Annotated in this window: 11 protein-coding genes; 10 read left to right on the forward strand and 1 reads right to left on the reverse strand. The window is 60.5% G+C overall.

The features are described 5' to 3' along the window. Window positions 1-105 precede the first annotated feature (105 nt). The 6 genes from brnQ (at window position 106) to htpG (ending at window position 6,594) form a co-directional block, all read left to right on the forward strand. On the forward strand, window positions 106-1,413 hold the full coding sequence (gene brnQ / locus N8H22_RS04740; RefSeq protein ID WP_264589476.1) for a branched-chain amino acid transport system II carrier protein: 1,308 nt from the start codon (window positions 106-108) through the stop codon (window positions 1,411-1,413). Window positions 1,414-1,536: 123 nt separating this feature from the next. Continuing rightward, window positions 1,537-2,262, forward strand: coding sequence for a DUF599 family protein (locus tag N8H22_RS04745; protein WP_264589477.1), 726 nt, complete (start codon window positions 1,537-1,539; stop codon window positions 2,260-2,262). Window positions 2,263-2,319: 57 nt separating this feature from the next. Next, window positions 2,320-2,781, forward strand: a complete 462-nt coding sequence (locus N8H22_RS04750) for a PaaI family thioesterase (protein ID WP_264589478.1) — start codon at window positions 2,320-2,322, stop codon at window positions 2,779-2,781. Continuing rightward, the gene (locus N8H22_RS04755; RefSeq protein WP_264589479.1) at window positions 2,778-3,224 is read left to right on the forward strand and encodes a PaaI family thioesterase; all 447 of its coding nucleotides are present in this window, start codon (window positions 2,778-2,780) and stop codon (window positions 3,222-3,224) included. Before N8H22_RS04750 ends, N8H22_RS04755 begins: the two co-directional genes overlap by 4 nt. A gap of 56 nt (window positions 3,225-3,280) precedes the next feature. Then, window positions 3,281-4,516, forward strand: a complete 1,236-nt coding sequence (locus N8H22_RS04760; protein WP_264589480.1) for an MFS transporter — start codon at window positions 3,281-3,283, stop codon at window positions 4,514-4,516. A gap of 158 nt (window positions 4,517-4,674) precedes the next feature. Further along, the gene (gene htpG, locus N8H22_RS04765; protein WP_264589481.1) at window positions 4,675-6,594 is read left to right on the forward strand and encodes a molecular chaperone HtpG; all 1,920 of its coding nucleotides are present in this window, start codon (window positions 4,675-4,677) and stop codon (window positions 6,592-6,594) included. A 65-nt stretch (window positions 6,595-6,659) separates the two neighbouring features. Here htpG and N8H22_RS04770 read toward each other — a convergent pair whose 3' ends face one another. After that, complete coding sequence (locus tag N8H22_RS04770) at window positions 6,660-7,094, reverse strand: OsmC family protein (RefSeq protein ID WP_264589482.1); 435 nt, start codon at window positions 7,092-7,094, stop codon at window positions 6,660-6,662. Between the two features lie 224 nt (window positions 7,095-7,318). Here N8H22_RS04770 and N8H22_RS04775 point away from each other — a divergent pair, with 224 nt between their 5' ends. From N8H22_RS04775 to sstT, 4 genes are all read left to right on the forward strand, one after another. Then, window positions 7,319-8,353 carry an amidohydrolase gene (locus N8H22_RS04775; RefSeq protein ID WP_264589483.1) on the forward strand — a complete coding sequence of 345 codons (1,035 nt, stop codon included), beginning with the start codon at window positions 7,319-7,321 and terminating at the stop codon, window positions 8,351-8,353. A 50-nt stretch (window positions 8,354-8,403) separates the two neighbouring features. Beyond that, complete coding sequence (locus N8H22_RS04780; protein ID WP_264589484.1) at window positions 8,404-8,868, forward strand: DUF3859 domain-containing protein; 465 nt, start codon at window positions 8,404-8,406, stop codon at window positions 8,866-8,868. Between the two features lie 159 nt (window positions 8,869-9,027). Then, entirely contained in the window at window positions 9,028-10,647 is a 1,620-nt protein-coding gene (locus N8H22_RS04785) for a methyl-accepting chemotaxis protein (RefSeq protein ID WP_264589485.1), read from the forward strand. A gap of 251 nt (window positions 10,648-10,898) precedes the next feature. After that, the gene (gene sstT / locus N8H22_RS04790; protein WP_264589486.1) at window positions 10,899-12,131 is read left to right on the forward strand and encodes a serine/threonine transporter SstT; all 1,233 of its coding nucleotides are present in this window, start codon (window positions 10,899-10,901) and stop codon (window positions 12,129-12,131) included. Window positions 12,132-12,192: the final 61 nt, after the last annotated feature.

Here is a 12,192-nt window from a genome sequence, read left to right on the forward strand (position 1 = left end):
ATTTCCTAACCCTTCCCGCTGTTGTGATCGCTGTTGGCTGAAGCTCCAGGGCTTCGGCCGCGTGGTATTTCTCGACAGCCGTTATTCCTTTGGTAGTTGTTTCGAATGAATCGTTTGAAAGGCTTCGACCTGCTTGCCCTGGGCTTCATGACCTTTGCGCTGTTCCTCGGTGCCGGCAATATCATTTTTCCGCCTAGCGCTGGTATGGCGGCGGGCGAGTTCGTCTGGCAGGCAGCGCTGGGCTTTCTGTTTACGGGGGTGGGGCTGCCTTTGCTGACAGTGGTGGCTCTGGCGCGTGTAGGCGGCGGCATGGATCGATTGACTGCACCGCTCGGACGGGTTGCTGGTACGCTGCTGGCCATCGCCGTCTACCTGGCTATCGGGCCGTTATTTGCCACGCCGCGCACGGCGGTGGTGTCCTTTGAAATGGGGGTAGCCCCATTTGCAGGCAACTCTGCCGCGCCGCTGGCGCTGTATACCTCACTGTTCTTTGCCGCCGTGCTGTTCCTGGTGCTGAATCCGGGACGTCTGGTCGACAGCGTCGGCAAGTTCATCACACCGGTGCTGCTGGCGGCGCTGCTGGTACTCGGCGGAGCGGCGCTGTTCGCTCCGGCCGGCGAGATTGGTGCAACCGCCGAAACCTACCAGACCAATCCGTTAATCAAGGGTTTCCTCGAAGGTTACCTGACCATGGATACCCTGGGCGCACTGGTGTTCGGCATCGTTATTGCCACTGCCATTCGTGACAAGGGCGTGACCGATGCGGGGCTTGTGACGCGTTACTCGATGACCGCTGGCGTGATCGCCGCGATCGGGCTGTCGCTGGTTTATCTGGCGCTGTTCTACCTCGGGGCTACCAGCCAGGGCATCGCCGGGGACGCACAGAACGGCGTGCAGATTCTCACCAGCTATGTACAGCACACTTTTGGAACCCCGGGTAGTCTGCTACTTGCCATCGTGATCACGCTGGCGTGCCTGACCACGGCGGTCGGCCTCACCGTCGCCTGCGGCGAGTTCTTCAGCGCTTTGCTGCCGGTTTCGTACCGCAGCGTGGTCATTCTGTGCGCACTGTTCAGCCTGCTGGTAGCGAATCAGGGGCTCACGCAGTTGATCAGTGTTTCGGTTCCGGTTCTGGTGGGGCTCTATCCGTTGGCCATTGTTCTGGTCGCGCTAAGCCTGCTCGATCGACTGTGGGTCTCGCAGGCACGGGTATTCATGCCGGTCATGGCGGTGACGCTGGTCTTCGGCGTAACGGACGGGCTCGCTGCGGCTGGCTTCACACAACTGATCCCGCAGTGGTTCAGCAGCCTGCCATTCGCCGAGCAGAGCATGGGCTGGTTGCTGCCGGCTCTGGGGATGTTGGCGGTGGCAGTCGTGGTCGATCGACTGCTCGGTAAACCGCAGCAAGCGTGATGCTCGCTGGTCTAGTGTGGTAATAGGGTGTTGCTGCAATCAGCACAGCCGCGACAGCGGCCTTGATGCTGCGGGCGCTCGCAGCGTCTCGCTATAATCCTGCGCAACTCTCGAGGGGCTGCCATGACGATTGCTGATCATCTGATACCGCATGCTGTTGCGGTCGGCTGGTTCATTCTCTGCTGGGTGGGGTACACCCGCTACGCCACCTGGCGCGGTCGTGACACGGCTTGCCTGGCCAGCGTGCTGCATCTCTATCGGCAAGACTGGATGCAGCGCCTGCTGCTGCGCGACAACCGCATCGCCGATGCCAACGTGATCGGTAATCTTGAGCGCAACGCTTCGTTTTTTGCCTCCAGTACTCTGATCATCCTCGCCGGCATCCTCACCGCCCTCGGCGCGTCCGAGCGCGCCGTGTCGTTGCTGGCCGATCTGCCGTTTGCTCAGCCTGTCAGCCGTGGCCTTTCGGAAATCAAGCTGCTTGGGCTGGCGGTAGTATTCGTTTACGCCTTCTTCACGTTCAGCTGGTGCATGCGGCAGTACAATTTTGCCGCGGTGCTGGTGGCCTCCGCGCCGATGGCGGGGGAGCGCAACGTCAGCGATCTGGAACGTAAGGCATTTGCCGAGCGGGCCGCGCGGGTCATCTCGATGGCGGCCAATCAGTTCAACTTCGGTTTGCGGGCCTACTACTTCGGCATGGCCACGCTGGCCTGGTTCATCCATCCGTGGTTCTTCATGCTGGTCACCACGGGGGTAGTGCTGATTCTCTACCGCCGTGAGTTTCATTCGGACGTACTGCAGGTCATGGTGTTCACGCCAACCTCTACCACCGACCCGCTCAAGGAGTAGGGGTAGCGCTGGCGAAGCGGTATCATGCCGGGCTCGATTCAGTGTCCGAGAGTACCGATGAGCGACAGCCATATTCTTGAGCGTACCCAACGCTTTCTCTCTTTATTGCGCCATTGCCAGGTGCTCGGCTTGCGCGTTGAGCATGCCGATCGCGACGGCCTGACTCTGCGCTTGCCCTACAGCGACAAGCTGATCGGCAATCCGGAAACCGGCGGCATTCATGGTGGCGCTATAACCACGCTCATGGATACCACCTGCGGCATTTCAACTGCCTGTGCGCTGCCGGAGCTGGAAGTCTGTCCGACGCTCGATCTCCGTATCGACTACATGCATCCGGCTGAGCCCGGCCACGATGTGTTTGGCTTTGCCGAGTGCTATCGAGTCACCCCGACAGTGATCTTCACCCGAGGTGTCGCCTACCAGCGCGACATCAATGAGCCCATCGCTCACGTGGTTGGCACTTTCATGCGCATGGGTAAAGGTGTACAGCCCTTGGTGGCAAAGGGGGGCGAGGCGTGAGCAAGGTGAATTTCAACGAGCTGGTACGTCAGGCGCATGAAAGCAATGACTACGACCCACTGATTAACCTAGTGCCCTACGCCAGGCTAATTGGGATCGAATGCCTGCGCCTGGGCGATGAGATGGTGTTCCGCCTGCCGCAGAACGAGGACAACATCGGCAACCCGATGCTGCCGGCCATACATGGCGGGGTGATCGCCGGCTTCATGGAACATGCGGCGATGCTGCATCTACTGATGTTCATGGGCGCACCACATTTGCCGAAAATCATCGACTTCTCGATAGATTATCTGCGAGCCGGTCACTATCGTGACACCTTCGCTGCCTGCCAGGTATGGCGCCAGGGGCGCAGGGTCGCCAACGTCGCGATCACTGCCTGGCAAACTACCCAGGCCGAACCCATAGCTACCGCCCGCTGCCATTTCAAGATCGACGAACCCTGACGTTCGGGCGAGGGTGGCCGGCTGGCGACCACCCAAGTTTGAGTCAAGGATTGTGAATGGATGCGTTGTTGATTCTCGGCGGTCTGCTGTTGACCCTTGCGGGTCTGGTCTGGCTGGTCAGCCTCGCCTTCGGGACCAGTCTCTTCTGGGGCATCGGCAGCCTGCTGCCGCCTGTCACACTCGCCTATGTGGTGCGGCACTGGAACGTGGCGCGCAAGGCGCTGCTGTTGGTTGGACTGGGCTTCATTCCCATGATCGTCGGCTTGTCGCTGTTGGCCGCGCGGGATGCCGAGCGGCTGGCGGCAATCTTCAGCATGCAATGGCTGCCTCAGAAGGCACAGCCTGAGCTGGCTACCCAGCTGCGTGGCCAGCTGAACGGCCGGGCTTTTACACCGCAGTACGGCGAGTACATTGATGGCGTACTGACGCTACGGGCGGGCAAGGACTTCTTCGCTCGACAGGAAGTCAGCATTCGCCTGCCGGAGCAGTTAGAGGGGCCGCTGGCCTTGGATGTGCTGCCGGATGATACCGGCAACCTCCCGGAGATCCGACTGTCCTGGTTGGAGCCCGGAACCGAGCGGCCGGAAGCGAGGCGGCTAACGGGTGGCTATACCCTGCACCTGGATCTGCAGCCGGAGGCACCCAACACATTGCGTGGGGACTTCCATCTGGTCCTGCCGCCGCACTTTGCGACCAGCCTGAGCGGAAAGGTCGAGCTATATACCAATCACCTGCGCTATCGCGATGGGCAGGTCGATACACAGCACGATTCCCTGGACACGATCGCTTATGTGGTGAAGGACTACCTGCAGCGCCGGTATGCCACTCGTGATGTTCAATTGGCACCGTTAGATGACGTCAGCTTGGCGGCGACCCGATTGACTATTGCTGCACGTGGTACCGTCCAGGGGCAAGAAGCGACACACGAACTCGTTCTGCTCAAAACCGCACAAGGCTGGCATGTCGAGGGAGACAACTATCCGCCGCTGGCCGCTGTGCAAGCACCGGCCAAACCGAGCGCTGCTCTGGTAGAGCCTGTCGTCGCACCGCCTGCCAGCACGCTCGATCGTCGGCCACGCTTCTCCATGGACCGTCTGTTGCGCAATCCCGGGCGTTACGAGCATCTGCTAGTGCGCGCCCATACCGAGCGCGGTGGCGTGGCGGAAGGGCGTTTCATGGGCCTCGACAGTGAGGGCAACTTGCGCATTCGTCGTGTCATCAGCGGCCCTGGTGAGGCCTATTACAACTTGGCGCCAGGCGAAATCGTGCTGTTGGAGTTGCTGGAGCCGTAACCGCAGCGGGGCAAGCGATGGCCTGCATCTCGCGCCAAGGTGTGCGGCAGCCCGTCAGCGTGCGTTCATAGCCCTTGAAATCCGTCGCGCGATCCCCCATCTGCCTGACACTGCCGCAGTTGCGGCCCGTGCCATTGACGATGTGGAGTTTGTGAACGATGAGTGTGGAGACTCAAAAAGAAACCCTGGGCTTCCAGACCGAAGTGAAGCAGTTGCTTCACCTGATGATCCATTCCCTGTACTCGAACAAGGAAATCTTCCTCCGAGAGCTGATTTCCAACGCCTCCGATGCAGCCGACAAATTGCGCTTCGAAGCATTGGCCAAGCCCGAGCTGCTCGAAGGTGGTGCCGAATTGAAGATCCGTCTGTCGTTCGACAAGGACGCCAAGACGGTCACTCTCGAGGACAACGGCATCGGCATGAGCCGCGAGGACGTCATCACTCACCTGGGCACCATTGCCAAGTCTGGTACCGCCGATTTCCTGAAGAACCTGTCCGGCGACCAGAAGAAAGATTCCAATCTGATCGGACAGTTCGGCGTGGGCTTCTATTCGGCCTTCATCGTTGCGGACAAGGTTGACGTCTACACCCGTCGCGCAGGTCTGTCGGCTGCCGAAGGCGTGCACTGGTCGTCGCAGGGCGAAGGCAATTTCGAGGTCGCCACCATCGACAAGCCGGAGCGGGGTACCCGCATCGTGCTGCACCTGAAAAGCGGCGAAGAAGAATTCGCCGACGGCTGGCGCCTACGCAACATTGTTAAAAAGTATTCCGACCATATCGCCCTGCCGATCGAGCTGCCGAAGGAGCCCCTTTCTTCTCCCGAGAGTGGCGAGGACAAGGACACGCCAGTCGAGCCTGAGTGGGAAACGGTCAACCGGGCCAGCGCGCTGTGGACCCGTCCGCGTACCGACGTCAAGGACGAGGAGTATCAAGAGTTCTACAAGCACGTCGCGCATGACTTCGAGAACCCGCTGACCTGGAGCCACAACAAGGTCGAGGGCAAGCTGGAGTACACCTCGCTGCTCTACGTGCCGGGTCGTGCGCCGTTCGACCTCTATCACCGCGAGGCACCCAAGGGGCTCAAGCTCTACGTGCAGCGCGTGTTCATCATGGATCAGGCCGACGAGTTCCTGCCGTTGTACCTGCGCTTCATCAAGGGCGTGGTGGACTCCAACGACCTGTCGCTGAACGTTTCCCGCGAGATCCTGCAGAAAGATCCGGTGATCGACTCGATGAAGTCGGCCCTGACCAAGCGCGTGCTGGACATGCTGGAGAAGCTGGCCAAGGACAAGCCCGAAGAGTACAAGGCGTTCTGGAAGGCTTTCGGTCAGGTACTCAAGGAAGGCCCGGCGGAAGACTTCGCCAACAAGGAGAAAATCGCCGGCCTGCTGCGTTTCGCCTCCACCGCTGGCGAGGGCGACGAGCAGTCGGTATCGCTGGCCGACTACCTGGGACGCGTCAAGGAAGGCCAGGACAAGATCTACTACCTCACCGGCGAATCGTACGCGCAAATCAAGAACAGCCCGCACCTGGAAGTCTTCCGCAAGAAAGGCATCGAAGTGCTCCTGCTCACCGACCGCATCGATGAGTGGCTGATGAGCTATCTCACCGAGTTCGACGGCAAGCAGTTTGTCGACGTTGCGCGCGGTGACCTGGACCTGGGCACGCTGGATTCGGAAGAGGACAAGAAAGCCCAGGAAGAAATTGCCAAAGCCAAGGAGGGGCTGATCGAGCGGCTTAAGGCAGCCCTGGGGGATGAGGTGGCGGAGGTGCGTGTATCACACCGGCTAACCGATTCACCGGCGATTCTTGCTATCGGCGAACAGGATCTTGGCTTGCAGATGCGCCAGATCCTCGAGGCCAGCGGGCAGAAGGTTCCGGACGCGAAGCCGATCTTCGAGTTCAACCCAAGCCATCCGCTGATCGAGAAGCTCGATGGCGAGCCTGACGAGGATCGCTTCGCCGACCTGTCGCACATCCTGTTCGATCAGGCCGCGCTAGCGGCAGGCGACAGTCTCAAGGATCCGGCCGCTTACGTGCAGCGCCTGAACAAGCTGCTGGTAGAGCTGTCCGCCTGAGGCTGAGGCAAACGCCGTAAAGAAAAGGCCCGTCGCATGACGGGCCTTTTCGTTTCGCGGGTGGATTATACGAGTTCGCTGACCAGGCGCGTGCCATGGGCCAAGTTGTCGGCGACCGGGCAGCGCTGCTCGATCTGTTCGAGCATGGCCTGCTTGGCTTCCCGGCTGAGATCGGCATCGATGTCGACCTTCACCCGCAGCTCTTGGAAACCGGGGCGGACGCTGGGGTCGCGACCGAGCAGGCCAGCCGGATCGTAATCGGCTTCGATCTCGAACTGCATCCCGCGCAGCTCGATCTTCTGCTGGTGCGCGATGAATCGGCCGATGGTCCCGAAGCAGCCAGCCACGGCTGCAAGGATGGCTTCCAGTGGCGTCGGCCCGAGGTCCTGACCCGCGGCATGTTTGGGTTGATCCATGATCAGCCGATGATTGCCGCATTCCACTTCGATGCTCATGCCTGCGTTCATCTGTCCGCGAGCGCTGATGGTTTTGAGTGCCATGGATGGATCCTTTGGTTTCGGGTTCGTGGTGGAGCCTGGTCGATAAGATACGTCAGGACTACAGGACAGCGAGAGGGTACTGGCGGCAGACAGCTTCACCTTTGATATCGATCAAATACCGGTGGGGGTATATGGTCCGGCATTCGGATTTGGGGTCGAAAGCAATAAGCCGAACGGCATGCACCGGCGGTTGTCTATCAGGCTGGTTGTCAGGAGGACTTCAGTTGTCGATTGCACGTATCTGCCTCATTACATGTTGCCTGCTCGGACTTATTTCGGCTGCGCAGGCGCGCGACTATCGCTACAGCGATGCCCACTTGCATTACGTGGACTTCTTTCAGGAAAGCGACGGCATGCCCAAGCTGCTGGCGGCAATGGATGCCGGGAAGATTGATCACGTGATGATCAGCGGTATTCCAGTGGCCAAGAAATGGCACGAGAACGAGCCGAAGCGGCCACGGTACTACGCCGGCGACGATGCACCGGTGTACTGGTACAGCGCGACCGATGTGCTGGTGGCTGCCGCTCTGGAGGAACTTGATGAGACGCAACGCCAGCGTTTCCATCCATTTCTCTCCGGCTTCAATCCCAACGATAAGAACGCCGATGCACACATCCGCCGGATGCTGGAGCTTCATCCCGGTCTTTGGCAGGGCATTGGCGAAGTGTTTACCCGTCACGATGACGTGACCGCCCTGACCGAAGGCGATACGCCGAGGGCCAACAACGAGGCGCTGGCGCGCGTCTACCACCTGGCTGCAGAGTTCGACCTGCCGGTGCTGCTGCACACCAATATCACCTCCAAGCGCGAACGCAATCCTCTGTATCTGACGGAGCTGGAGGAACCGCTGCGCAACCATCCACATACTCGATTCATCTGGGCGCATGCCGGCACCAGCATGGAGCTGCATCGCCATCAGGAGAAGCTCGAGTTTCTCCTGCCGACGGTGAAGCGGTTGCTCGATGACTACCCCAATCTCTATATCGATCTATCGTGGACCATGCTCAATCCCTACCTGCTCGACGAACACGGTAAGCCGGATGCGCAGTGGCTTGCACTGGTCGAGCTCCATCCGACCCGCTTCGTGCTGGGTTCCGACGTGGTTGGACGTTTCGACAAGCTGGGTGAGGGGATGGCGGCTTTCGCACCGTTCCTCGATGCGCTGCCGGAGGATGTCGCGCGCCAGGTCGCGCGGGAGAATTTTCTTGCGTTGTTGCCGCGCGACAAGACCCGCAATGAAGGATTGTCACGCCCCTGAAATGAGCGAGTCATATTCTCCAGCCTTTCGAAATGAAGGCGAGGCTGGACATGCGATTCAAATCAATGGTTTTTTGGCTCTCGGCGGCGCTGTTCGCTGAAAGCGCCATGGCGCAGGTGCGTCTCGACGGCGACGTGGAGTACGGAGTATTCGAAAGCCCGGAGGTTGAACTTGAAGCGGGGCAGCGGTTGCTGCGTACCGGCGCGCAGTCAATCAAGCACACCACTGATATCCCAGCCAGGCTGGGGACCAAGTTTGGTCTGCGCTATAGCCTGGTGGGAAAGCGTGAAGGGGACACGCCACTGACCCTGCTTTATCTCACACCAGGTGTCGTGACGGCCGATGGCGTTCGTCACGACAAGTTCGAGGTGGTTCAGGCGCTGGCGCCGGCTGCCGCCCAAGACGTCATGGCGTTCGAGTTCACCGAACCACACGAGCTGGTGCGCGGTGAATGGCATTTCTTCGTGTTTCAGGGTGACCGCAAGCTCGCCGAGCAGCGCTTCAATATTCGGTGAGTCCTGGCCGAGGTTGTTGTGCTGCCATTCATCGGCAAAGCCTCGAAGTTGCCGATTTATTGGCGTCAAAGATTCAAGTGTTAGAAAGCTCGCTCCGATAATGTGACCGAATCGGCATTCTGACTGCCGCAAAATTCTGTCATGGAGCGAGGTTGTCCCATGTTCATCCGCAATTTGAATATTTCCAAACGCTCGGCGTTGGGCTTCGGCCTGATCGGGCTGCTCGTGCTGCTGCTTGGCCTGTTTGCTCTACGGCAGATGAACTTGATTCGCGAGGAGGGAAGCGAGGTCAGCAGTCAATGGCTGCCGAGCATCACGGCGTTGGGTGAAGTGAACCAACACACCTTGCGAATCCGCATCCATACCCTGCGTTTGTTGCTCGATCGCACGAGGGTAGAGGAGAACCGGGCGGTCTTGGAGCGCTTTCGCAATGACTTGCGTCCGCTCGAAGAGGCTTACGCGCGGACCATTTTCATGGCTGAGGAAAGGGCTATCTTCGGCCGCTATCTGGCGGAGCGGCAGCGCTTCGAGGAGGTTCTGAGCGAAGTTCAGCGATTGGAAGGCAGTGGGCAGCTAGAGGCTGCGGTCGAGCTCGTTGGTTCTCAGTTCAATCAGGTCGCCAGCGCCATGAGCAGTGAAGTACGTGCTTTGGTTGAGTTCAACCGGACGCAGGCTGAGCTATCGACCGAAAGCGCACAGACGTACTTCGTTTCCGCGCGAGCCTGGATGGTCGCAATGTTGGTCGGTGCGGGGCTGTTGACCTGGCTGCTGGCATGGGTTTTCACCCGCAGCATCGTGAAGCCGCTGGGGCAAGCCGTCGCTGTCGCGGAAAGCGTGGCTGGGGGGGATCTTGCCCGGCCGATCGAAATCGAGGGCAATGATGAACCGGCGCGCTTGCTGATGTCTCTCAAAACCATGCAGACCAGCCTGCGCGATACCATCCAGCGGATTTCCGACTCCTCCAATCAGCTCGCTTCCGCTGCCGAAGAGTTGAACGTGGTCACCGAAGACTCCACCCGCGGGTTGCATCAACAGAACACCGAGATCGAGCAGGCCGCCACGGCAGTGAACGAAATGACCACAGCAGTCGACGAGGTCGCTCGCAATGCGGTGGCAACCTCGGAAGCGTCGCGCGAATCCGATGCAACCGCGCAGCACGGACGCCAGCAGGTCATCCGTACGGTCGACTCCATCGGTCTGCTGGCTGGCGATGTGACGAACACCGCCGCAGTCGTCGAGCAGCTGGCAGGGCAGGTGCGTGACATTAGCAAGGTGCTGGATGTTATCCGTGCGATCGCCGAACAGACCAACCTACTGGCGCTGAACGCGGCGATCGAAGCGGCACGGGCGGGTGACGCCGGTCGTGGTTTCGCCGTGGTGGCAGATGAAGTGCGGGCGCTGGCGCATCGCACCCAGCAGTCGACCCAGGAGATCGAGCAGATGATCGGCGATGTTCATCGGGGCACCGATCAGGCTGTGCAGGCAATGCAATCCAGCAACGAGCGCGCCCGCACCACGCTCGAGATGGCGCAGGCAGCGGGTACAGCGCTGGATGCCATTGCAGACGCGATCGGTCAGATCAGTGAACGCAACCTGGTGATCGCCAGCGCATCGGAAGAGCAGGCGCAGGTCGCTCGCGAGGTCGACCGCAATCTGGTGAACATCCGCGATCTGTCACTGCAGACCTCGGCCGGTGCCAACCAGACCAGCGCGGCTAGCCAGGAACTGGCGCGACTGGCTGTCGATCTGAACGCTCTGGTGGCCCGCTTCAGTATCTGAGCGGCACAACCGAACGCCCGTCGCCCGGTCGATGCCCTGGTCAGCGCCGGGGCATGTTTCCGCTGAGTCGGCTGGCAGCTGCGCGGGTATGACCGTTTGCCTTCTGGCGTGCAACGGCCGGCAAGGCTGGGCTAATGCGTGCGAGCCGCGTAGTATCCGGCGTTTTTTACGAGTGGCGGGCTCGTCGGCCAGCAAGTCGTGCGGCGGACGGGCCGCCATGTCTACAGCCAGATAGTCTCGAGAAGCAGCCCATGTCCGATCTGCCAAGCCGTACCTTCCGATTTCTCAGCCGCACCAGCCTGGTCGCCCAGATCATCGTCGGCCTCGTTGCCGGTGGCGTGCTGGCGTTGCTGGTGCCGTCCGCGGCGCAATCGGCGGGCTTGCTCGGCGATCTGTTCGTGGCGGCGCTGAAGGCCGTCGCACCGGTGCTGGTGTTCGTACTGGTCACCGCTTCGCTGGCCAACCACAAGCGCGGCCAGCCGACTCATGTCCGACCGATCATCCTGCTTTATGCGCTGGGAACTATTAGCGCCGCGGTGGTGGGGGTGACCGCAAGCTTCCTGTTTCCCACCGAGCTGACGCTGGTCAGCCAGACCACCGACGTGACCCCGCCGTCCGGTGTCACCGGCGTTCTGCAGACGTTGCTGTTCAACGTCGTGGATAATCCGGTGCGGGCGCTGATCAGTGGCAACTTCATTGGCATTCTGGCGTGGGCCATCGGACTGGGCTTCGCGTTTCGCCATGCTGGGGAGAGCACGCGGCAACTTGTCAGTGATCTGTCCGATGGCGTGACGCTGATCGTCAAGGTTGTCATCCGGTTGGCGCCGCTGGGTGTGTTCGGCCTGGTTGCCAGCACGCTGGCTGAATCGGGCTTCGAAACCCTGTTGGGCTATCTGCAGCTGTTGTTGGTGCTGGTAGGCAGCATGCTGTTCATGGCGTTGGTGATCAATCCGCTGATCGTGTATTGGCAGATTCGCCGCAATCCCTATCCGCTGGTGTTCATGTGCCTGCGTGAAAGCGGGATCACGGCGTTCTTCACCCGTAGTTCGGCGGCGAACATCCCGGTCAATCTGCAGCTTTGCCAGCGTTTGGGCTTGCACAAGGATACCTATTCGGTGTCGATTCCTCTGGGGGCGACTATCAACATGGGTGGCGCCGCGATCACCATCAGTGTGCTGACGTTGGCAGCGGTCCATACCTTGGGCGTGGCCGTGGATCTACCGACGGCGTTGCTGCTGAGCCTGCTTGCCTCTGTGTGCGCCTGCGGTGCATCGGGGGTGGCGGGTGGATCGTTGCTGCTGATCCCGCTGGCGTGCAGCCTGTTCGGTATCTCCAACGACTTGGCGATGCAGGTGGTGGCAGTTGGCTTCATTATCGGCGTAGTGCAGGATTCCGCCGAAACCGCGCTCAACTCATCGACCGACGTGCTGTTCACCGCTGCTTCGTGCCTTGCTCATGGCGATACGGTCGAGGCGGATGGCTGAAACGGAAAGCGCTGCTGGCGCAGCCTGCGAATAAACCCGCTACAGAAACGACAACGGCGCC

The organism is Stutzerimonas sp. S1 (assembly GCF_025966695.1).
GTDB lineage: Bacteria > Pseudomonadota > Gammaproteobacteria > Pseudomonadales > Pseudomonadaceae > Stutzerimonas.